Source organism: Klebsiella variicola (assembly GCF_000828055.2).
Lineage (GTDB): Bacteria > Pseudomonadota > Gammaproteobacteria > Enterobacterales > Enterobacteriaceae > Klebsiella > Klebsiella variicola.
Genome location: NZ_CP010523.2, coordinates 2,495,448 through 2,516,081, shown reverse-complemented (window position 1 = coordinate 2,516,081; position 20,634 = coordinate 2,495,448). Strand labels below are relative to the sequence as shown.

The following is a 20,634-nucleotide window of genomic DNA, read 5'->3' as shown; positions in this document are numbered from 1 at the left end:
CATGCCTCCTTATGCCGCCGCGCTCTGGCTGGCGATAAATTTCTCATACCAGAACCCTGCCGGGGAAATTCCTCTGTCGCGCAGCGCCGTGGCAACCGCGTTCACCATCGGCGGCGGTCCGCAAAGATAGATGTCAACGTCGCCGTTATTCAGCATGGCGTCATCCAGATGGTCGGTGACAAAGCCGCGCTGCGGGCAGGTACTGTTTTCATCCGCCACCACCGGCAGCCAGCGATATCCCGTCAGTTGTTGATTAAACGCATTCAGCGCGTCGGTTTTCACCAGATCACAATCGCGGGTCACCCCGTACAAAAGCGTTACCGGACGCTGGCTACCTTGTGTTTGCAGGGTGTGTAACATGGAGAGCAGCGGCGCCAGCCCTGTGCCACCCGCCAGCATCAGCAGCGGGCGTTCGCCGCTGCGCAAATAGAAGCTGCCCATGGGGCCGCTGAGGGTCAAGCGATCGCCGGGTCGCGCCTGCTGGGTTAACCACTGGCTCATCATGCCGCCAGGCACGTTACGGATCAGAAAGCGCCCTTCGAGAGAACCCGGCAGCGAGCTGAATGAGTAGGCGCGGACATGAGGCGTGCCCGGTACCTGAATGTTGATATATTGCCCCGGCAGAAAAGCCAGCGGCTCATCAAGGGCGACCACCAGTTCGATGGCGGTATCGGACAGACAATTCACCTGCCGCACCTCCGCCCCGGTGTTGGTCAGCGCGGTTTTGCACTGGGCGGCGGCCACCGGCACATCGATCACACAGTCGCTGGTCGGGACCATCTGGCAGGTCAGCACCTGGCGGGCCTGCGCTTCGTCGTCGCTTAACGCCTCGTCGAGATAATCCTCCCCCAGATCGTATTCACCGCTGGCGCAGTGGCATTTGCAGGTGCCGCAAACACCGTCCGAGCAGTCCATCGGCAGATTCACCTTCTGGCGATAGGCGGCATCCAGCACCTTCTCCCCGGCATGGCATTGAATAAAGCGGGTAATGCCGTCCTCAAAATTAAGAGCAATATTGAAGGTCATAAGCGCCTCTTAAATGTGGTAAACGTCAATCACCTGACGGATATAATCGTTATTCAGGCGCACGGTTTTGCGCACGATCTGCGGTCTGCCGTCCTGCTCAATTAGCGTGCAGCAGGTAGAGCCGAAATAGGCATCCGTGTGTTGATAGCGATGGCTCCAGGTAACCCAGTTGTAGCGCACCTCCAGCCCCTCGTCGCTGTCGCCCATCAGCTCAACATTGCTGATGATGTGGGTGGTGCGCGGCTCCGGCGTACTGGCGCCGGAACGTTCGGTTTTAATGCGATAGACGCGATCTTCCAGGCCTTCACGGTTGGGATAATAGATAAGGGAAATCTCTTTTTGCGGGTCGCGCGTCAGCTGGTCATCGTCGCCCCACGCCGGCATCCAGTAGACCACCTGCGGGCTGTAACAGCTCAGCCATTCGTCCCACTGACGATCATCCAACAGGCGGGCTTCGTAATAGAGAAACTGGCGAACGTGTTCGAGATTCAACATCAGGCCACCTCCACGCGCTGGGTAATCGACTGGTCGTAACGCTGCTGTTCCTGTTCCAGCGCCGCCAGCATGACCGTTTGCCAGTGATGGTGATGGGCGATGTACAGCGCTTCATCTTCCGATTTCACCCCGCTGAGTCGTGGCGTGAAACCGGCATGTTTGGCGTGCTCATCCGGGCCGTCGACCCAGCGCAGCGCGCCGCGGCTCAGATCGCTCCATGGCAGATTTTCGCCGAGATAGCCGCGCTGACAGGCGCTGAACTCTTCCAGATCGTCCGGCGTCCCCATCCCGCTAACGTTAAAGAAATCTTCATACTGGCGGATGCGTAGCGCCCGCGCCTGGTCTGATTCACCTTTTGGCGCAAAACACCAAATGGTGACTTCGGTTTTATCGACCGCAATCGGACGGATCACGCGGATCTGGGTAGAAAACTGATCCATCAGGTAGACGTTGGGGTACAGGCACAGGTTGCGGGTTTCGTTGACCATCTGGTCGGCGCGTCGTTCGCCAAATTCCGCCTGTAGACGCTCGCGGTGGGCATACACCGGGCGCACTTCCGGGTTCAGCGCCCGGGTCCACAGCAACATGTGGCCGTTGTCAAAACCGTAGCCGCCGCCGACGCTCTTTGACCAGCCGTTGGCGTCAACCGCATGCGTCCCTTCCGCTTCATAGTTGCGGCGTGACATGGTTGAGGCGTAGTTCCAGTGGACCACGCTGACGTGATAGCCATCGGCGCCGTTCTCCGCGCCCAGCTTCCAGTTGCCTTCGTATACATAGCTCGACGAGCCCTTCAGCACTTCCAGTCCTTCCGGCGCCTGATCGACGATCAGATCGATGATTTTGCGGGTTTCGCCGAGATAGGCCTCCAGCGACTGCACGTCCGCATTGAGGCTACCGAATAAGAAACCGCGGTAAGACTGAAAACGCGGCAGTTTTTGCAGATCGTGAGATCCTTCCTGTTTGAAGGTGTCAGGATAGGCGCCGGTGCTCTCATCTTTGGCTTTTAATAATTTGCCGTTATTGCTGAAGGTCCAGCCATGGAACGGACAGGTAAATGAGTTTTTATTTCCGGTTTTGCGTCGGCATAACATGGCCCCGCGGTGGGCACAGCTATTAATTAACGCATGCAATTCATTCTTTTTATCACGAGTGATAATAACCGGCTGCCGTCCCAGCGTCAGAGTATAATAATCTCCCGGCTCGGCAATCTGGCTTTCATGGGCGAGAAAAACCCAATTTCCTTCGAAGATATGTTTCATTTCAAAATCAAATAACTGCTGGTCGGTAAATATAGAGCGGTGGCAACGGTAAATATGATTTTCACGGTCGACAATTAACGCGTTGTTAATTTTGTCTTTAAGCGCTGAGAGCGTTTTTTGCATGAGTTAACTCCTCCTGCAGGATTCAGGATGAAAGAAACAGGGTGAATTTGTCGTTTTCGGGTGCAATGTCTGGCCCGGGCAGCGGCGTGCCCGGGGCCGATAATGCCGGTTACTCTTTGGCGCGCAGGCGGGTGCCGCGGTGCTCTTCGTCGGCGTTCAGGGCTTTACACAGGGTGAAATCAAAACAGACCTCGGTGTGCTCTCCCTCAAGATCGCGCTGCGCGATGGTCTCGCGGTCGGTCACTTTTACCGGGTCGGCAATCAGACCGTCGCGGGTAGCAAAGGCAAAATCATCCCACAGATATTTATCGCCGCTGAGGTTAATCTGGCTGGTCAGATGCTTATGGCCCGGGGCGGAGACGAAGAAGTGAATGTGCGCCGGACGGTTGCCGTGGCGGCCTAACTGATCCAGCAACTTCTGCGTCGGACCATCCGGCGGGCAGCCATAGCCGGAAGGCATGATGCTGCGCACGCTGTAGCGGCCATCGGCGCCAGTGCGGATCCGGCGACGGAGGTTGTAGTCGCTCTGACTTTGATCGAAAAACGAGTAATTACCGAGGGTATTGGCGTGCCAGATATCAACAATGGCGTTAGCGATCGGCTGGCCCTGATTATCTTTAACCTGACCATGCAGCCACATTACTTCCCCGGCATCAGTGCCATCATCCATCCGGGCGTGGCTGTCGGCCAGCGGCGCATTGGCCACATACAGCGGCCCTTCGATGGTGCGCGGGGTACCGGTTTCCCGCCGCGCCGCCGCATCAATGGCGTCCTGACGCAGGTCGAGGAAATGCTCCAGTCCCAGCCCGGCCGCCAGCAGCGCCGCTTCCTGACGCCCACCCAGCTCGTGCAGATAGTTCACCGCGTGCCAGAACTCTTCTTCTGTGACGTTATAGTCATCGATCAGCGTACAGATATTCTCCAGCAAACGGTGGACAATGGCTTTAAAACGTTCATTACCGCCAGGGACATTTAACCCCGCGCCTTCACGTAATAATTTCTGCACGGCTTCTTGTTGTACGAAAGCATTACTCATAATTATTCTCTCTTATCGTTGTAGGATATTTGCCGGGTGTTCCCGGCATGAGGTCAGATGTTATTATTATTAGCTATCGTCTTCACGAACAGATGAGGGATGACGGCACAGCGCCTCGACGCGAATATCCATAAAAGGATACAGCGGCAATCCCATTAAAATTTGATGCAACTCTTCGGCATCTTTTACATCGAAAATACTGACATTGGCGTAAAGACCGGCGACGCGCCAGATATGTCGCCACTTGCCTTCACGTTGTAATTGTTGCGAATAGGCTTTTTCGCGTTGTTTAATTTCATCCGCTTCGGCGGCAGGAAACCCGATCGGAATATTAACGGTCATCTCCACTTTAAATAGCATGATTTTCTCCTGTTATGCTTTACGGGAATAGAAGCGCAGCTTGTCTTCATCCAGCTCCACGCCGAGCCCTAGCGTCTGCGGGAGCGCTACCTGACCATCGGCAAAGGTGAGTGGCACGCTGACAATATCGTCTTTGAGGAGCAGCGGGCCGAACATCTCAGTGCCCCACTGCAGCGGCAGCGTCGACCAGGCGTGCAGCGACGCGACGGTACCGACGGTCCCTTCCAGCATGGTGCCGCCATACAGGCCAACCCCCGCCGCCTGGGCGACGCGGGCCAGCGCCAGCACGCTGTTCGGTCCCCCGGCTTTGGCGATTTTCAGGGCATAAGCGCCGGTAAATCCCTGTTGCGCCAGTTGGTAACCCTCGTAGGCGGTCGCGACCGCTTCATCCGCGAGGATCGCGGTTTCAATATGCTGGCTCAGGCGCACCAGTGCAGCATTGTCGTGGGCGCTGACCGGCTGTTCGATAAGATCGACGCCCATCGCCGCCAGTTCGCGGCAGCCTTTCGCGCCGGTGGCGGCGTCCCAGGCCTGGTTAACGTCAACGCGGATGCTGGCGCGATCGCCTAATGCTTCCACAATGGCCCGGGTATGACGCAGGTCGGTGGCTAATTCCCGCGCGCCAATTTTCAGCTTGAACGCCTGATGGCGGCGCCCGGCTAACAGTGTTTCCCCTTCGGCGATATCTTTCGCGGTATCGCCGCTGGCTAAGGTCCACAGCACCGGCAACGCCGTTTGCAGCGCCCCGCCGAGCAGCGCCGACACCGGCAGCCCTAAGGCTTTGCCCTGGGCATCCAGCAGCGCGGTTTCAATGGCGGACTTTGCAAAGGTGTTGCCTTTAATGGCGCTGTTCATACGCGCCGTCAGCGCATTCAGGTTATCGGCCGGCAGCCCTTTCAACAGCGGCGTCAGATAATGGGTTATCGCCAACGAGATAGCCTCCGGGCTCTCGACGCCATAGCTCAAACCACCGATGGTGGTGGCTTCGCCGATGCCGCAGATGCCGTCGGAGCGGGTAAGCCGCACGATCACCAGCGTCTGGCAGCCCATGGTGGTCATCGATAACTTGTGTGGCCGGATGGTCGGGACATCCACTATCCAGCTCTCAATACGTTCTACGGTGGCGGTCATTTTCGGTTCCTGATGAGATGTATAACTTTTTGTACCCACATCCATAACGGGGAGGTGTGTGCCATTGACAATAGGGTTCAGCCTGGCGGCTGGTCAACGGCGATAATCGAAATGTTGTGCGATTATCGGCACGTTTGTTAAAAGGCAGTTAATAATGTGATCGCGGTGGTAAAACCGGCACAATTCAGGACGGTGCAGTTTGCGCACGGTATAGTGATGCCCCGTGAGCTTTGCATTGCAACGGAGAGGGAATCAATGCGTGACCATACCCCCACCACCTTGAGCGCCAGGCAGGCCGAGCACGATCCCAACTTTATGCTGTCTCTGGCCCGCGGGCTGGAGGTCCTTAACGCTTTTACTCCCCAGCGCCAGCGGCTGACCATTTCTCAGTTGAGCCAGAAAACCCAAATCTCCCGCGCGGCGGTACGCCGTTGCCTGTATACCCTCGCCGCGCTGGGCATGGTGCACAGTCCGGATGGCCGCAGCTATGAACTGCTGCCCCGGGTGCTGGCCGTCGGCCACGCCTATCTGGCCGGTACGCCGCTGGCCAAGGTGGCGCAGACGGCGCTGGATAGCCTCGGCAAAGCGCTCGGCGAATCCTGCTCAGCGGCGACGCTGGATGGCGATAACGTGCTCTATATCGCCCGCGCGGCAGTCAATAATTTACTGAGCATCGACCTGGGGCGCGGCAGTCGCCTGCCAGCATGGGCGACCTCTATGGGACGGGTATTGCTGAGCGCACTGCCGGATGAACAGCTTGAAGTGACACTGTCACGAGCAGCGTTAATCCGCTACACCCCGCATACCCTGTGCGATATGCCCGGGCTACGCGCGGAGATCGCCCGGGTGCGCATGCAGGGCTATGCCCTCGCCGACCGGCAGATTGAGGTGGGGTTGTGTTCGCTGGCGGTGCCCGTGCTGTCACGCCATGGCCAGGTGGTGGCGGCGCTGAATGTCGGGGTTCCCGCCGCGACGACCAGCGCCGCGGCGTTAAAAGAGAAGGCCCTCGCCCCGCTACGACGCGCGGCGATGGACCTGTCGCTACAGCTATAGCGCTGACTGCGGTTTCGCCACGCTCGCCAGGCTGCGCCAGATCCCGGCCGCCAGCAGCAGGAGCAGTACCCCCGCCGTCGCCAGCACCAGGCTGTGAGCCTGGGTAAAGGCCGCCTTCGCCGCCGCCATTAGCGCCTCAGCCATCCCGGCGGGCAGCGCCTGCGTCAGGCTGACCGCCTCGCCGATTGACGACGACGCCTGCTGCGCCATGGACTCACTCAGCCCGGACGGTAGCACAATGGTGCCGCTGTAACTGCGGGTCAGGATCAGCCCGAACAGCGCAATACCGAGACCGGCGCCCAGCTCATAGGCCATGGTTTCGATGGCCCCGGCCGCCGCCGCTTTCTCCTTCGGCGCCGCCGCCATAATCGCGGAGCTGGAGGCCAGCAGCGCGCTGGCGACGCTGAAGCCCAGCAGCGTCATCAGCCCCCATGCCTGCCACGGTTGTGTGCTGAAATCGGTCAGCGCGAGGCCCAGAAAACTGAAGGCGCTGAGCAACATTCCGCCCGTCGCCACCTGCCGCAGCCCCAGTTTCGACACCAGCATTCCGGCAATCGGGCCGCTGAAGCCGCTGGCAACCATCACCGGCAGCATAAACATCCCCGCCTCGAACGGCGTTTTCTGATGCACAAACTGCAGCTCCTGCGCCATCAGCAATTCAAAACCGACCAGCGTAATCAGGGCCGTCATCGCCATCATCACCCCGCTTAAAATAATACGATGGGTGAAGAGCCGCATATCCACCATCGGGCGGGCCGCCGACAGCTGCTTGCGGATAAACCAGGTGAGCATCGCCGCCCCGCCGATCGCCACCAGTGCGGTGAGCCACAGCGCCAGCTGGCCCTTCAGCGCCGATTTCGCGCTAAACACCAGCATCAGGATCGACGCAATCAAAATAAGCGCCTGCAGCAGATTGAGCGGTTGTTCGCGGCGTGCAGGCTGGCGCGGCACCACCTTCGCATTAACGGCGATAACCACCAGCACGATCGGTACGTTGATCAGGAATACCGACCCCCAGTAGAAATGCTCCAGCAGCATGCCGCCCACCAGCGGGCCAAAAGCCTTGCCGCCGGAGCCCACCGCCGCCCACAGACCCAGCGCCATATTTCGCTGGCTGGCCTCGGCAAAGGTGCTGCGGATCCCGGCCAGCGTCGCCGGGACGATCATCGCCGCCCCCACCGCCAGCAAAGCGCGTGAGGCAATCAGCGTCAGGGCCGTCGGCGACAGCGCGGCGCACAGCGAGGCGACGCCAAAAATGGCGCTGCCGAGCAACAGCAGGCGCTTGAAGCCGATTTTATCGCCGAGGGCGCCCATCGGCAGTACCATCCCGGCCATCACTAATGAGTAGATATCAATGATCCACAGCAGCTCATTGCCGCTGCTACCCAGCGCGACGCTGAGCGTCGGCGCGGCCACATGCAATACCGTGGCGTCAATCGCCACCGGAATATAAACCAGCAAAATCGCCATCAGCGTCATCCATTGCCGTGACATAGCTTGTACCTCAATGTTGGAAATTGGACACACGTCCAGGATGGCGATCCTGCCGGATTGTTGAACGCATGTCCAACTTTTTGTTACACTCGGCCAAAGCCAGATGACAGCGGGGTTCTATGCACTATTTACAGCGGGATGCACGACGGGAAGGGATTATGCAGGCCGCCATGCGGCTGGCGCTGCGCGGCGGCTTTGCCGCCATGACCGTGCGGCAGATCGCCCGCGAAGCCGAGGTGGCCGCCGGGCAGTTGCACCACCACTTCTCCTCCATCGGCGAGCTGAAATCACAGGTTTTCATCCGTCTGATCCGCGAGATGCTCGATATGCCGCTGGTGGCCGAAGACGCCAGCTGGCGCGAGCGGTTATTCTCGATGATCGGCAGCGAAGATGGCCGGCTGGAGCCCTATATCCGCCTGTGGCGCGAAGGCCAGGTGCTGGCCGACAGCGATCCGGATATCAAAGCGGCCTACCTGCTGACGATGACCATGTGGCATGAAGAGACCGTCGCCATCATCGAGCAGGGCCTCGCCTGCGGTGAATTTCGATCGGCTGAGCCTGCGGCGGATATCGCCTGGCGTTTTATCGCCCTGGTGTGCGGCCTCGACGGGATTTACGCCCTTGGCACCCAGGCCCTGGATGATGCGGCGTTTAGCCGTTATTTGAATAAGATGATTACCATGGAATTGTTTTAGCGGACGCTGCCAGAGCGTGGCAGGGATCCATCGCGGGCACTGACTGCTGGCGGAGGCCATTGACCCCGTTGCGCCGTTAGTTTGCCGGATAGCGGCTACGCCTTATCCGGCCTACAAAACGCTTCTATCTTCATTCGATAGCTTTCCCTCAGGCCCGGTCAGCGCAGCGCCACCGGGTATCAGGAAATTTACTTCCCGGCTTCCGGATGGGTATCGAACGCCGCCATTACCGCCGCCAGCGCCGCTTCACTAAAGCCATGTTTAGGATCGTCCACGCCCAGCCCGAAGCGGGTCTGCAGCGCTTCATACAGCGCGGAGACATCGGCAAAATCGATCTTCTCCACCACGTGGTTATTCTCCCAGTGGGTAAAGTGGAAATTGGTGAGGGTCATTTTGCCGCCGTCCGGCAGATGACGGCACATCAGCAGATGGTGACGGAAGTGAGACTGTGGCCAGTGCGCCGACCAGAAGTTGCCCATCACATAATCAGACGCATACTGGCGACCTAAATCGAAATGGTACATCGACTGCCAGTGCTCGTGGTGGTTGAACTGCAGCGTCCATTCATCCCCTTCATGCACCAGACGATAGCTGCCATGCGGCGTTTGCTGGGGGATATCGGCCAGCAGTTTGATCGGCGCGGTCAGCGTCTGGCCGCCGAAGCCGACGTCGGCGATCCAGCGCTCGCCGGCCACTTCCACCAGCAATAAACGGTGAGTACGCGGCGGCATCTGCGGCGGATTGGCCAGCACCACGCGGCCCAGCAGGCTGCGGACGTTAAAGCCTATCTCGCGCAGCGCGCGCTCCAGCAGACCATTCTGTTCAAAACAATACCCCCCGCGGCGGGCGGCGATCAGCTTCTCTTCCAGAGCCCGATCGTCAAGGTGGATCTCACGCGGCAGCAGGACGTCGAGGTTTTCAAAGGGGATGGCGCTGTTATGCTGCAGATGCAGTTCCCGTAGGGTATCAATGGATACATCAGGCTCACCCGTCCAGCCCAGACGGGAAAAATAGGCGCGTAAAAAGGGACTCATCAAGGCCTCCAGCTGTAGGTGTCCGACATTTATAGCCTATTTTTCCGCGCCGACCGTCTTTTTTGTGCGCTTGTCGTTAACCGCGCGTGCTGCGCTGCATCAGCGCCAGCGCCGTCAGCATCAGGACCAGACCGGTCAACAACGTCAGGCTGGCCATCGCCATGCCCTGACCGACGGAACCCTGTTCGAACTGGCGCCAGATAAACACCGCCACGGTTTGCGTACCGGCCGGAGAGAGCAGCAGCGAGGTCACCAGCTCCCGGGAGGCCACCGCGAACACCATCAGCATCGCCGCCAGCAGCGCCGGAAAGACCAGCGGCAGGACAATCAACCGCAGCGCCTGCAGTGGCGACGCCCCGTGCACCCGGGCGGCGGACTCAAGATTGGGGCCCAGCTGGCGCAGCGCGCTGCCGACATAGCGCACCGGCCAGGGCAACAGCAGGCAGCAATAGGAGAGCAGCAACATCCACAGCGTGTTATAAGGCGAGCGCGGCCAGAAAGGCTGATTCCACAGCAGGATCAAACCGACTCCCACCACCACGCCCGGCAGCGCCGCCGGCATCAGCGACAGCGCGTCCACCATCCCGCGCCCTTTAATCTTCTGCACCATCACCAGCCAGGCGGCCAGCAGGCCCAGCACGCCGACGATCAGCGCCGAGCCCAGGGCCAGCGACAGGCTGGTGCCGAGGGCCGACAGGGCATCCCCCTGCTGGTCAAACAGCGCCGCGAAGTGACGTAGCGTGACATTCTCAACACTCACGCCCCCTGAGAGCGTGCCCATCACGCTGGTGAGCATCATCGAGGCGGCAGGGACGCCGACCGCCAGGCCGCCGACGGCCGCCATCACCAGCACGGCGGGCAGCGTCATCCAGCCCAGCGATGCCCCGCGGTTTTCTCCCGGCTTGCCGGTGACGCTGGTGACCTCTTTCTCCCCCACCAGCCGCTTTTGCAGCCACCAGGCGAACAACGCCACCGCCATCAACAGCAGCGACAGCAGCGCGGCGCCGGTAAGGTCCACCGGCCAGTCGGCCAGCTTTTTCTCAATACCGACCGTCAGCATCACCACTCCCGCCCGGCTGCCCAGCGCCGCCGGTACGCCAAACTCCTCGATAGCGAGGGTAAACGCCAGCAGCGTGCCCGCCGCCAGCGCCGGGGAGAGCATCGGCAGTGTCACGTGCCAGAAGGCGCGCCAGGCGCTGGCGCCATGGACGCGGGCGACCACCGCCAGCCGGGTCCCGCTCGCCAGCAGGCTGCGGGAGACGGCAAAGTACACCACCGGGAAAATATTAAAGGTCATCACCAGCACGATACCGCTGCGGCTGAACAGCAGATCGTTCAGTTGCCAGCCGGTCAGCTGCTGCAGATAGCCCTGGCTTTGCAGGGCCAGCATCCAGGAGAGCGCCGAGATATAGGGTGGCGTCAGAAAGGGGATCAAAAACAGGAGATCCCACAGTCGGGGCAGCGGCAGCGAAAACATACCGCGCAGGATGCCGAGCGGCAGGCCAATCATTACGCTGACCAGCGCCACGCCGGCGGCGATCCACAGCGTACCGCCGAGCATCGCCGGTAACTGGGGATCGGCCAGCAGCGCCGAGACGCCGCCAAAGGCGTCCCCGAGCGAACCGGCGCTAAAATGGGGAAAAATCGCCTGCAGCAGAATAAACACTAACGGCAACGCGACCAGCATCACCAGGGCGGCGAGGGTCGCGCCGGAAAGGAATGTTTGTTTCACAACCGGTTCCTGAAGCTGAGGGGTCCCCCGGCGGCCAGCGCCGGAGGAACCGAGTCAATTACTGCGCGTACAGCTGACTGAAGCGGGCGAGCACGGCGCCCCGCTCGCTGCTGCCTTCGCTGGTGGTGGGCAGCACCTTCAGCGCGTCCAGTAGCGGACGTTTGGCCGCCACGTCGCGGCGGGCGGGCATCAGCCAGGCATCGGCAACCCTCGCCTGCCCCTCCGGCGACAGCACGTAATCGATAAAGGCTTTGGCATCGTCGGCATGCTGGCTGGTTTTGAGGATCATCATCGGGCGCGGGGCAATCACTGTTCCGCTGGCCGGGAAGATCACCTTCAGCGACTCGCCCTGCTGAATATTGCCGTAGGAGACATAATCCACCGCGCCAAACACCGCCGCTTTCGCCCCCTGCATCACCGGCGTCACCGCCTGGGCGTTGGGTCCGCTGACCACCATGCCGTTCTTTTTCAGATCGTCAAACAGTTGCCAGGCCTGGTCGCCCATGCTGTTTTGCAGCCCGATCAGCAAATCCAGCGACGCACCGGAGAGCGCCGGGTCGGGGGTTGTCACCTTGTCTTTAAACGCCGGCTGGGTGAGATCCCGCCACTCTTTCGGTTCCGGGGTACCGCTTTTACTGTTCCAGACAATGCCCAGGGCGGAGACGCCCTGGGCGATATAGTCCGCCGATTTCAGGTTCGCCGGTACCTGGTCGGCATTGGCGCTCGCAAAAGGCAGCAACCAGCCCCGCTGGTGCAGATCTTCGGCGGTATCCCACGAGGCGGAGATCAGCACATCCGCCTGCGGGTTGGCCTGCTCGGCCTCCAGTCGGGCCATTACTTTGCCGGTGGTGGCCTGGAAAACCGTCACCTTCACCCCGGTCTGTTGTTCAAAACCGCTGGCCAGGCTTTTCGCCAGCGAGCCGGGTCCGGCGGTGTAAACGGTCAGCGCATGGGCGCTGGAGAGCATCATGGCGGAAAGAGCCATCGCGAGTACCACTCCTTTCTTAACGGTCATAACGGTGTTCATGCAACTTCCCCTGAGGTTGGCGTAACGGCGCGGACAGCGGCCACGCGGCCCGCGGATAAATAGACAATCTGGTCAGCTAACAGCTCGGCTTCACGTCGGTCATGGGTGACATACACGGCGGTGATGCCGAGCTGTCGCAACAGGCGGCTCATTTCGCCGCACAGCGATTCGCGCAGTTCGCTATCCAGGTTGGAGAGCGGTTCATCAAACAGCAGCACCCGCGGTGCGGCGACGATCGCCCGCGCCAGCGCCACCCGCTGCTGCTGACCGCCAGAAAGACCAGAGGGTTTACGTTCGGCGAAACCGTTGAGGCCTACCCGCGCCAGCGCCTCGCTGACCCGGCGCTCGCGTTCGCTACGGGAGACGCCGCGCATGCGCAGCGGAAAGGCGACGTTCTGCGCCACGCTCATATGCGGCCAGAGGGCGTAATCCTGAAAAACCATGCCGATATCGCGCTGCTCCGGGGGCAATCCCCATCCTGCGCGGGCGACCAGCCTGTCGCCAAAGCGGATTTCGCCGCTGGCCGGCACGCTCAGCCCGGCCAGCAGACGCAGCAAAGTGCTTTTGCCGCAGCCGGACGGCCCCAGTAGCGCCACGATGCGGCCGGGGTCGATATGCAACGAGAAACGGTCAAGAACGGGAGTCTCTGCGAAGGCAAAAGAGACCTCCTGCAGGGTGATAGGGGTCAGCGTGCGCATCATCGCCCTCCCTTTCGGGACAGCGAGACCTGCCCGGCGGCCGACATCCGACGGGGCACGCTCACCTGGGATAACATCAGGGGAGCCAACATATTGTGATCCTCTTTGGGACTTAGTGCTGGCGACTATAGTCAGACGAGATGACGTATTGATTACATTTTCATTGCGGCTTAACGTGTTACCTGCCAACCGACCCATTATTCAAGGAACGCCTATGAGCCGCTTTCGCCACGTTGAACTGCAGTACGCCAGCCGCCTGCTCAACCACGGCCCGACCATTTTGATCACCAGCTACGATGCCCCGTCTGACCGGCGCAACGTCATGGCCGCCGCCTGGTCAATGCCGGTGGAATTCGCCCCGCCGCGGGTGGCTATCGTGGTGGATAAAAGTACCTGGACGCGGGAGATCATCGAGCGCAACGGCACCTTCGGCATTGTGGTCCCCGGCGTCGCCGCCGCCAGCTGGACCTACGCCGTCGGCAGCGTCAGCGGCCGCGATGAGGACAAATTCAATGCCTGGGGGATCCCGGTAGTGACCGGTCCGGAGCTGGGGTTGCCGCTGATCGAGGAGAAGTGTCTGGCATGGATGGAGTGCCGACTGCTGCCGGCGACGGCGGCCCAGACCCAGTACGACACCCTGTTCGGGGAGGTGGTGTCTGCCGCCGCCGATGAACGCGCGTTCGTCACCGGACGCTGGCAGTTCGACGATGATAAGCTCAATACCCTGCATCATCTTGGCACCGGCAATTTTGTCGCCAGCGGTCGTCATGTGCGGGCAAACTCCCTCGACGAGTAAGCGTGACCTGCCGCAGGCGGCAGATTTTTCCCCTGCCCAGCCTGCGGCCCCCCCTTTTCAACCCGGAGGGCGGCGGCGATCGGCGCTGGGGGTCAGGCCAAACACTTTTTTATACAGAGTGGTAAAGTGGTTGCTGTTGGCGAAGCCGCACAGATAAGCCACTTCGGTAATGGACATCTCCGTTTCACGTAATTTGACCCGCGCGGAGACCAGTCGCAGACGTTTCAGATAATTATCCGGCGTTAAGCCCGTGGCCTCTTTAATATGGCGAAACGCCGTGCGGGTGGTGAGATGAAATTGCTCCGCCAGCTGCTGCCAGTTATGTTCTTCGAAACAGTGCTCCTGCAGCCAGGTGAGTAATTTATGCAGTTTATAGCGGGTGCTGCTATATTCGGCTTCCGACTCGGCTGTAAGAATGGTGGTCACCAGCTGGAAAAAGAGAGACTCCCGTTGCGGGGTATTATCCGCCGCCCTCAGCGCCGGGGAAAATATCTTTTCCACCAGTTCCCGACAATAGCTGCGGGTCTCCGGCGCCAGCCAGCCATAGCAGGCGGCGCGCTGCGCCGATAATTGCTGCAGCAATCCCTCCATCTGCTGTAAATAGCGAAAGGCCACCGCCGGATTAATTAAGACATTAATCAGCTTCAGCGTCCCCAGTTCATCATAATAGTGGACATCGCCAGGCTGGACGTAAAATACATCGCCCTGCTGGATATACAGCGGGCGGCCATTAATAACGTGTAATCCATGCCCCTCCTCGACGATCACCAGCTCGGCAAACTCGTGGCCATGCTCCTGGCTATTATCTTCCGGGTCGCTGGCGTACATGCCGAGCTTATCCTGGGGATGGGTGAAATAATACTCAACGGTCAGTGTCATCATTACAGCAAATCCTGAACAGCCTGGTGCGCAGGGGCACGATAATCTATTCCGGCCTTCGCCACGCGCCCGATGTGCGGATTTGTGATCGCCAGCGCCCCCACCTCATTATTCCTGCCATTTTCACTGACGGTTTGGCATTGCCAGAGTGGTGGCGCCGCCAGACGACGGCCTATGCTGCGCCTAACCTAATGGAGAGGACGCAGTATGTCACAGGCAATTCAATACAATTCCAGTGTGGCGATGACCCGCCATCCGCATTTATTACAGCGTGCGGCCGCCCTGACGCCCGCGCTACATCGTCAGCGCCAGGCGCCGCAGGCCATCGTCGAAGCCGTCGCCGATCCGGCGGCGCTGAACGGCTGGCGGGGACACACCGTCTGCACGCCTGAGCAGTTTTATCAGCAGCCGCTTCGCGTCGGCGACAGCATCATCATTGATTTTGGCAGCCATTTTGTTGGCTACCTGCAGTTCAGCTGCCGCAGCGTCGGCAGCCCGCCGGATGCCCCGGCCCATCTGCACTTCACCTTCGGCGAAACGCTGAGCGAAGTCTGCGAGCCGTTCAGCGAGTACCAGGGGTGGCTGAGCAGTAGCTGGTTGCAGCAACAGGATCTGTGGCTCGACGTCCTGCCCGCCCGGGTTGACCTGCCGCGTCGCTACTGCCTGCGCTACCTGAAGGTGGAGGTCAAAGCGCTGTCGCGCAAATTTCGTCTGCAGTTCGATGAGATAGCCCTGGAAACCGTTACCTCAGCCGGCAGCCCGCAGCCGGCGGTCATCGCCGATCCGCAGTTGAAAGCCATTGATAGCGTCGCGGTTCGCACCCTGCAAAACTGCATGCAGGAGGTATTTGAGGATGGGCCGAAACGCGACCGTCGGCTGTGGCTCGGCGACCTGCGCCTGCAGGCGTTGGTCAATGACGTGACCTTCGGCCACCACGATCTGGTCCGCCGCTGCCTGTACTTGTTTGCCGGCCATACCCGGGAAGACGGCATGGTCTCCGCCAATGTCTTTGTCCAGCCTGATGTGCGCGCCGATGACACCTTTCTCTTTGATTATTCATTATTTTTTATCGACGTACTTTATAACTACCTGCAAAGCACCGGCGACACGGAAACCGTCGGTGAGCTGTGGCCCACGGCGCGGCGGCAAATCGAGCTGGCGCTGACCCGCTGCGATCCCCACGGCCTGGTGCGCGACAGCGATGACTGGTGGGTATTTATCGACTGGCAGGCGGATCTGAATAAACAGGCGGCGGCGCAGGGGGTGCTCATCCACTGCCTGCAGCGCGCCCTCTGGCTGGCGCAGCGTTTTGAACCGCAGCGGGTAGCCGACTACACCGCTACGCTCGCGCAGCTGAAAGAGGCCGCCCTCCGCCACCTGTGGGACAGCGAGCGGCAGGTGTTTATCAGCGGCGCCGCGCGCCAGGTCTCATGGGCGTCGCAGATCTGGCTGGTACTGGCGGAGGTTGGCACCGCCGGGCAGCGGCAAGCGCTGATGCGCCGCCTGCAGCAACAGCCGCCCGCCATTGCCATGAATACCCCGTACTTGCGCCATCATCACATTGTCGCCCTGCTGCAGTGCGGCCTGCGCGAGGAGGCGGTGGCGGAGATCAAAGCCTACTGGGGGGCGATGGTTGACTCCGGCGCCGATACCTTCTGGGAAATTTTCGACCCACAGCATCCTGACTTTTCCCCGTATGGCAGTAAGCTCATTAACAGTTACTGCCATGCGTGGAGCTGTACCCCGGCCTGGTTTATTCGCCAGTACGGACTTTAACAACAACGATAAGCGAGTGATTTATGGCAGAAACAACGTTTACCCTGTGGCGGCAGCGCCTTGGCTATGGCATTGCCGATCTCTCCTGCAACCTTGTGTGGCAGATGATCTCTCTGTATCTGATGTTCTTTTACACCGACGTGATGGGCCTCCCGGCCTATTACGTTGGGCTGATGTTCCTGGTTACCCGGCTGGTGGACGGCGTGGCCGACGTGTTGATGGGGCTGGTGATCGACAATACCGCCACCCGCTGGGGGCGCTGCCGTCCCTGGCTGCTGATTGGTGCCCTGCCTTTTGGTCTGCTGTGTATTCTGGCCTTCTATGTGCCGGATTTCGGCACCACCGGCAAACTGCTGTACGCCTTTATCACCTATCTGTGTCTGTCGTTCCTCTACACCCTGGTGAACATTCCGTTCTGCGCCATGCTGCCGTTTTTAACCAGTGATTCCGCAGAGCGCACCACGCTGTCGGCGGTACGTATTCTGCTGGGATCCCTCGGGGCCACCATCGTCGCCGTGGCCACCCTGCCGCTGGTCGGCATGCTGGGCAAAGGCGACCAGCAGCAGGGGTTCCTCTATACCGCGGTGATTTTTGGCGTACTGGCGGCCTTTTTCCTGCTGGTGAGCTTTCGCAACGTCGAAGAAAAGATCATCCTCAGCGGGGAGCGCATGACCCTGAAACGCGCCTGGATTAGCCTGCGCGCCAATCGTCCGTGGTGGATCTTCGCCAGCAATATCTTTCTGATGTGGGGGGCATTCTTCTTTCAGACCGGAGCGCTGGTGTACTTCTTCCACTATTACGTCGGGAATACCGAGCTGACGGCGGTTATCGCCGGGATCTCCACCTTCGTTCCCCTGCTCGGCACCCTCACCGTCCCGCTGCTGGCCCGACGCATGAAAAAACGTCATGTCTATCTGGTGGCCAGCGCGGTCAATCTGCTCGGGATGGGGATGATGATGCTGTCTGGCACCTACGCGCTGGGGCTGATCGTCGGGGCGGTGATCCTCTCCCTTGGTGCCGGTCAGCGCACGGCTATCTATTTCTCGATGCAGGCCGACCCGGTGGATTACGGCGTGTGGAAAACCGGCATTAATACCGCTGGGATCCTGACCTCGATAAACGGCTTTCTCGGCAAGGTGGCGATGGCCGGCGCCGGGGCTATCACCGGGGCACTGCTCTCCTCCGGCGGCTATATCGCCAACCAGGCGCAAAGCGACAGCGCCCTGTTGGCCATCAAGGCCTGCTATCTGTATATTCCGGCGCTGTTGATCCTCGCCTCGATGCTGTGGATGGGCCGCTTCTACCGCCTCGACGATCACTATGAGCAGATCCGTGCCGACCTCGATGCCGGACGCGGCGCCTCGCCAGCCCCGGCCCCGACCACCGGAGAATCCCCCGCCATGTAAGGCGCCCCGCTGATTTAACCTCTGGATAAATTAAGGACTTTTATGCGTATCTCTGTGATTAGCGCAGCGGTTTGCTGCGCCCTTTTTCCACTCACCAGCGCCGCCGGGTTGAGCGTCGAACAACGGCTGGCGCAACTTGAAGCGCGCCTCAATCTCGCCGAACAGCAGGCCAGCGAAGCCAGCCGCCGCGCGCAGCGGGCAGAACAGCAAACCGCCGCCGCCGAACAGCGCGCGGCGGCGGCGGAGCAGCAGGTGCAGGCGCTCAGCCAACAGACCACGGCTCGCGAACAAAAACAGCAGGCTACCAATCAGCAACTGAGCGAACAGCTGGCGAAGCGCGCCCCGGACGATGGCTTTACCTTTAACGCCTACGCCCGTTCCGGAATGTTAGTCAACAGCCACGGCAAAGGCGCCCGCGGCGGGCCAGGCATCTCCCCGGCCAGTTCGCTCAACGGCGATGCCCACGTCGGTCGTCTCGGCAACGAAAAAGATAATTACGCTGAGCTGAGCTTTGGCAAAAAGCTCACCTTCAACGATGGCTCATGGGCGCGCTTTAAGACCATGCTCGCCGACGGGGCCACCAACCCGGATCCGTGGGTTCAGGACAACGACAGCCACCATCTGAACATTCGTCAGCTGTACGTCGAGATGGGCGACTTCGCCGAGTTCACCGGACCGTTAAAACGCGCCTCGATCTGGGCCGGCAAACGCTTTGATCGGGATAACTTCGATATCCACTTTACCGATAGCGACATCATGTTCCTCGGTGGCACCGGCGGCGGGATCAATGATGTCGACTGGGGAAGCGGCCTGCGCGGCGATTATTCGGTGTATGCGCGTAACTTCGGCGACCTTGGCAGCGATAATTACGCGGATAATGACATCCAGAATCTGCTGTTCACCGCCAACCATTTTTACGGCAACTGGCAGCTGATGACCACGGTGATGACCGCCCAGGGTAACGATGACCTGAAAGATAATACCTCGACCACCGGGAGCTATGCCCTGCGCAGCGATAACACCGCCAAAAACGGCTACTACGCGATGCTGGCCCTGCACGACAAACAGCAGTTCTACGGCCTGGCGCCAGGGGTGTCGGAAAGCGCCCTGCAGTACGGCGTCGGGCTGGGCGCCGAAGCGCGTCAGCCGGGGAGCGATGGCGACCTGACCGAGAACGCGGCCTCCCTGCGCTTTGCGTCGTACGGGATCCTGCCGCTGGGGAAAAACTGGCAGCTGGCGCCGTCGGTGATAGCCCAGCACAGCGAAGACCGCTATCGCGACGGCGACCGCTACGACTGGGCGACGTTTAACCTGCGGGTATCGCAAGGGATCTCCGCTCACTTCGCCCTGCTGTATGAGGCCTCGTGGCAGTATATGGATCTCAATCCGAACGGGCGCAGCTATCGCTATAATGACAACGTTTATCAGTATCAGGCGGTCCGCGGTGATTTCTACAAGCTGACCTTCGCACCCACCTTTAAAGTGGGCGATGTGTTTGATATCAAAGCGCGGCCGGAGATACGTTTCTTTGTCACGTGGATGAACTGGGATAAAGACCTGGATCGTTATGCGATCAACGATGATTTCGGCAGCAAAGGCTTTACCGCTGGCGGGACATGGAACTTCGGCGTGCAGACGGAGATTTGGTTCTGACCGAGCGTCACTGGCGGGCATCATGCCCGCCAGTGGCAATTACATGCTATAACCCGGCTTCTTTATCAGCTGCGCCATCTGCGGGGCGATCTCACTGTCCCACACCGCCTGCCACGCGTCCGGCTCAACCTGAGTCAGCGCGACGCTGACGGCGCTCTCTTTGCTGTTCAGATGGCGGATCAGCACCTCTGTGATGTCAGCGGCCAGCGCGGTTTTTTGTTCGTCAGTCAGTTCACGGGGAAAACATTTAATATCTACATGCGGCATAGCAAAGACTCCTTGTGGTCAGAGCCATAACGCTACCACAGAATGGCCGTTCTGGTTGCCATCGCGTGCGTTAAATCAGCTTGTTACGGCGTAGCGCCACGGCCAGCTCCGGTCGCTGACAGACCGCCCGGGCGATGGCGGCGAATTTTGGCGCGTGGTCGTCAAACCACGCCTGTCGCGGCCCCCAGCTGTACATCGCCGCGATATAGCAATCCAGCAACGTTACCGACGCGCCCAGCGCCCACGGCCCGGCAGCCAGCTGCTGTTCGAACCAGAGATAGAGATTTTTCCGGTACTGGCGACAATTCTCCACCAGCTGCTCCGCGGCGGCGGGCGCCCAGCGTTCCGGATAATCGGCATAGGTAAAGGTAGGATAGACGTTGGCCACCAGCCAGACCAGCAAACGCTGGAACTGTTGACGCTGCGGCGTCCCCGGCGCGGGGGCCAAATCGGGACGCTGATCGAGGATCATCAGCGCGATGGCGGCGGTTTCGGTCATGATGCTCCCATCGGCCAGCCTCAGGGTGGGCACCTGGCACAGCGGATTAATCTGCCGCAGACGCTCGCGCGCCGGACCGGGCTGGTCAAAGCCCTCCACGTCAACCACCTCGTAGGGAATATCGGCCAGGGAGAGCATCAGCTCGCTAATCGTCGAGCCCCATCCCGGCACGCCATAAACGGTAATCATGGTCTG

General features: G+C 60.3%; 20 protein-coding genes. 6 read left to right on the top strand and 14 right to left on the bottom strand.

Translation table 11 applies throughout. The features are described 5' to 3' along the window. Positions 1 to 9: 9 nt before the first annotated feature. From benC to SP68_RS11825, 6 genes are all read right to left on the bottom strand, one after another. Entirely contained in the window at positions 10 to 1,026 is a 1,017-nt protein-coding gene (gene benC, locus SP68_RS11850; protein ID WP_040968566.1) for a benzoate 1,2-dioxygenase electron transfer component BenC, read from the bottom strand. 9 nt (positions 1,027 to 1,035) lie between these two features. After that, a complete protein-coding gene (benB, locus tag SP68_RS11845; RefSeq protein WP_012968103.1) occupies positions 1,036 to 1,521 on the bottom strand; it encodes a benzoate 1,2-dioxygenase small subunit in 486 nt (161 codons plus the stop codon). Next, on the bottom strand, positions 1,521 to 2,903 hold the full coding sequence (locus SP68_RS11840) for a Rieske 2Fe-2S domain-containing protein (RefSeq protein WP_012968102.1): 1,383 nt from the start codon (positions 2,901 to 2,903) through the stop codon (positions 1,521 to 1,523). The genes benB and SP68_RS11840 overlap by 1 nt, the downstream gene beginning before the upstream one ends. A gap of 109 nt (positions 2,904 to 3,012) precedes the next feature. Next, positions 3,013 to 3,939 (bottom strand): catechol 1,2-dioxygenase, encoded by a 927-nt coding sequence (gene catA, locus SP68_RS11835; protein ID WP_012541594.1) that lies wholly within the window; start codon positions 3,937 to 3,939, stop codon positions 3,013 to 3,015. Positions 3,940 to 4,008: 69 nt separating this feature from the next. Then, a complete protein-coding gene (gene catC, locus SP68_RS11830) occupies positions 4,009 to 4,299 on the bottom strand; it encodes a muconolactone Delta-isomerase (RefSeq protein ID WP_022065934.1) in 291 nt (96 codons plus the stop codon). Between the two features lie 12 nt (positions 4,300 to 4,311). After that, the gene (locus tag SP68_RS11825; RefSeq protein ID WP_162499965.1) at positions 4,312 to 5,475 is read right to left on the bottom strand and encodes a muconate cycloisomerase family protein; all 1,164 of its coding nucleotides are present in this window, start codon (positions 5,473 to 5,475) and stop codon (positions 4,312 to 4,314) included. A 171-nt stretch (positions 5,476 to 5,646) separates the two neighbouring features. On the opposite strand from SP68_RS11825, the gene SP68_RS11820 reads away from it, so the two are divergent. Continuing rightward, on the top strand, positions 5,647 to 6,483 hold the full coding sequence (locus tag SP68_RS11820; protein ID WP_162499964.1) for an IclR family transcriptional regulator domain-containing protein: 837 nt from the start codon (positions 5,647 to 5,649) through the stop codon (positions 6,481 to 6,483). Here the strand turns inward: SP68_RS11820 and kmrA are convergent. Further along, complete coding sequence (gene kmrA / locus SP68_RS11815; protein WP_040968569.1) at positions 6,478 to 7,977, bottom strand: efflux MFS transporter KmrA; 1,500 nt, start codon at positions 7,975 to 7,977, stop codon at positions 6,478 to 6,480. The two genes, SP68_RS11820 and kmrA, sit on opposite strands and share 6 nt — an antisense overlap. A 119-nt stretch (positions 7,978 to 8,096) precedes the next feature. On the opposite strand from kmrA, the gene SP68_RS11810 reads away from it, so the two are divergent. Then, on the top strand, positions 8,097 to 8,672 hold the full coding sequence (locus SP68_RS11810) for a TetR family transcriptional regulator (RefSeq protein ID WP_040968570.1): 576 nt from the start codon (positions 8,097 to 8,099) through the stop codon (positions 8,670 to 8,672). A 188-nt stretch (positions 8,673 to 8,860) separates the two neighbouring features. Here the strand turns inward: SP68_RS11810 and nhoA are convergent, their stop codons facing one another. From nhoA to SP68_RS11790, 4 genes are all read right to left on the bottom strand, one after another. Beyond that, the gene (nhoA, locus tag SP68_RS11805; protein ID WP_008804723.1) at positions 8,861 to 9,706 is read right to left on the bottom strand and encodes an N-hydroxyarylamine O-acetyltransferase; all 846 of its coding nucleotides are present in this window, start codon (positions 9,704 to 9,706) and stop codon (positions 8,861 to 8,863) included. 76 nt (positions 9,707 to 9,782) lie between these two features. Beyond that, the gene (locus tag SP68_RS11800) at positions 9,783 to 11,438 is read right to left on the bottom strand and encodes an ABC transporter permease (protein ID WP_040968571.1); all 1,656 of its coding nucleotides are present in this window, start codon (positions 11,436 to 11,438) and stop codon (positions 9,783 to 9,785) included. 58 nt (positions 11,439 to 11,496) lie between these two features. After that, a complete protein-coding gene (locus SP68_RS11795) occupies positions 11,497 to 12,465 on the bottom strand; it encodes an ABC transporter substrate-binding protein (RefSeq protein WP_008804721.1) in 969 nt (322 codons plus the stop codon). After that, positions 12,462 to 13,166 carry an ABC transporter ATP-binding protein gene (locus tag SP68_RS11790; RefSeq protein WP_162499963.1) on the bottom strand — a complete coding sequence of 235 codons (705 nt, stop codon included), beginning with the start codon at positions 13,164 to 13,166 and terminating at the stop codon, positions 12,462 to 12,464. The genes SP68_RS11795 and SP68_RS11790 overlap by 4 nt, the downstream gene beginning before the upstream one ends. A gap of 211 nt (positions 13,167 to 13,377) precedes the next feature. Here SP68_RS11790 and SP68_RS11785 point away from each other — a divergent pair, with 211 nt between their 5' ends. Then, positions 13,378 to 13,959: a flavin reductase family protein gene (locus SP68_RS11785; RefSeq protein WP_004151228.1), complete on the top strand. Its 582-nt coding sequence runs from the start codon at positions 13,378 to 13,380 to the stop codon at positions 13,957 to 13,959. Between the two features lie 57 nt (positions 13,960 to 14,016). Here SP68_RS11785 and SP68_RS11780 read toward each other — a convergent pair whose 3' ends face one another. Beyond that, positions 14,017 to 14,841 (bottom strand): helix-turn-helix domain-containing protein, encoded by an 825-nt coding sequence (locus tag SP68_RS11780; RefSeq protein ID WP_008804719.1) that lies wholly within the window; start codon positions 14,839 to 14,841, stop codon positions 14,017 to 14,019. A 204-nt stretch (positions 14,842 to 15,045) separates the two neighbouring features. Between SP68_RS11780 and SP68_RS11775 the strand changes: the two genes are divergently transcribed. Genes SP68_RS11775 through SP68_RS11765 form a run of 3 tightly spaced genes read left to right on the top strand, consistent with a single transcriptional unit; the run spans position 15,046 to position 19,673 of the window. Next, positions 15,046 to 16,614, top strand: a complete 1,569-nt coding sequence (locus tag SP68_RS11775) for an alpha-L-rhamnosidase-related protein (RefSeq protein WP_040968572.1) — start codon at positions 15,046 to 15,048, stop codon at positions 16,612 to 16,614. Positions 16,615 to 16,637: 23 nt separating this feature from the next. Next, a complete protein-coding gene (locus SP68_RS11770; protein WP_023322709.1) occupies positions 16,638 to 18,020 on the top strand; it encodes an MFS transporter in 1,383 nt (460 codons plus the stop codon). Positions 18,021 to 18,062: 42 nt separating this feature from the next. Beyond that, a complete protein-coding gene (locus tag SP68_RS11765; RefSeq protein WP_012968090.1) occupies positions 18,063 to 19,673 on the top strand; it encodes a carbohydrate porin in 1,611 nt (536 codons plus the stop codon). 39 nt (positions 19,674 to 19,712) lie between these two features. On the opposite strand, the gene pptA is transcribed toward SP68_RS11765, so the two are convergent. Further along, complete coding sequence (pptA, locus tag SP68_RS11760) at positions 19,713 to 19,940, bottom strand: tautomerase PptA (protein ID WP_002906690.1); 228 nt, start codon at positions 19,938 to 19,940, stop codon at positions 19,713 to 19,715. Between the two features lie 70 nt (positions 19,941 to 20,010). Then, on the bottom strand, positions 20,011 to 20,628 hold the full coding sequence (locus SP68_RS11755) for a glutathione S-transferase family protein (protein ID WP_002906692.1): 618 nt from the start codon (positions 20,626 to 20,628) through the stop codon (positions 20,011 to 20,013). Positions 20,629 to 20,634: the final 6 nt, after the last annotated feature.

Excerpts from the sequence above, each read along its gene's own strand:
- benC (WP_040968566.1), bottom strand. The coding sequence starts at position 1,026 with ATGACCTTCAATATTGCTCTTAATTTTGAGGACGGCATTACCCGCTTT.
- benB (WP_012968103.1), bottom strand. The coding sequence starts at position 1,521 with ATGTTGAATCTCGAACACGTTCGCCAGTTTCTCTATTACGAAGCCCGC.
- SP68_RS11840 (WP_012968102.1), bottom strand. The coding sequence starts at position 2,903 with ATGCAAAAAACGCTCTCAGCGCTTAAAGACAAAATTAACAACGCGTTA.
- catA (WP_012541594.1), bottom strand. The coding sequence starts at position 3,939 with ATGAGTAATGCTTTCGTACAACAAGAAGCCGTGCAGAAATTATTACGT.
- catC (WP_022065934.1), bottom strand. The coding sequence starts at position 4,299 with ATGCTATTTAAAGTGGAGATGACCGTTAATATTCCGATCGGGTTTCCT.
- SP68_RS11825 (WP_162499965.1), bottom strand. The coding sequence starts at position 5,475 with ATGGATGTGGGTACAAAAAGTTATACATCTCATCAGGAACCGAAAATG.
- SP68_RS11820 (WP_162499964.1), top strand. The coding sequence starts at position 5,647 with ATGCCCCGTGAGCTTTGCATTGCAACGGAGAGGGAATCAATGCGTGAC.
- kmrA (WP_040968569.1), bottom strand. The coding sequence starts at position 7,977 with ATGTCACGGCAATGGATGACGCTGATGGCGATTTTGCTGGTTTATATT.
- SP68_RS11810 (WP_040968570.1), top strand. The coding sequence starts at position 8,097 with ATGCACTATTTACAGCGGGATGCACGACGGGAAGGGATTATGCAGGCC.
- nhoA (WP_008804723.1), bottom strand. The coding sequence starts at position 9,706 with ATGAGTCCCTTTTTACGCGCCTATTTTTCCCGTCTGGGCTGGACGGGT.
- SP68_RS11795 (WP_008804721.1), bottom strand. The coding sequence starts at position 12,465 with ATGAACACCGTTATGACCGTTAAGAAAGGAGTGGTACTCGCGATGGCT.
- SP68_RS11790 (WP_162499963.1), bottom strand. The coding sequence starts at position 13,166 with ATGATGCGCACGCTGACCCCTATCACCCTGCAGGAGGTCTCTTTTGCC.
- SP68_RS11785 (WP_004151228.1), top strand. The coding sequence starts at position 13,378 with ATGAGCCGCTTTCGCCACGTTGAACTGCAGTACGCCAGCCGCCTGCTC.
- SP68_RS11780 (WP_008804719.1), bottom strand. The coding sequence starts at position 14,841 with ATGATGACACTGACCGTTGAGTATTATTTCACCCATCCCCAGGATAAG.
- SP68_RS11775 (WP_040968572.1), top strand. The coding sequence starts at position 15,046 with ATGTCACAGGCAATTCAATACAATTCCAGTGTGGCGATGACCCGCCAT.
- SP68_RS11770 (WP_023322709.1), top strand. The coding sequence starts at position 16,638 with ATGGCAGAAACAACGTTTACCCTGTGGCGGCAGCGCCTTGGCTATGGC.
- SP68_RS11765 (WP_012968090.1), top strand. The coding sequence starts at position 18,063 with ATGCGTATCTCTGTGATTAGCGCAGCGGTTTGCTGCGCCCTTTTTCCA.
- pptA (WP_002906690.1), bottom strand. The coding sequence starts at position 19,940 with ATGCCGCATGTAGATATTAAATGTTTTCCCCGTGAACTGACTGACGAA.
- SP68_RS11755 (WP_002906692.1), bottom strand. The coding sequence starts at position 20,628 with ATGATTACCGTTTATGGCGTGCCGGGATGGGGCTCGACGATTAGCGAG.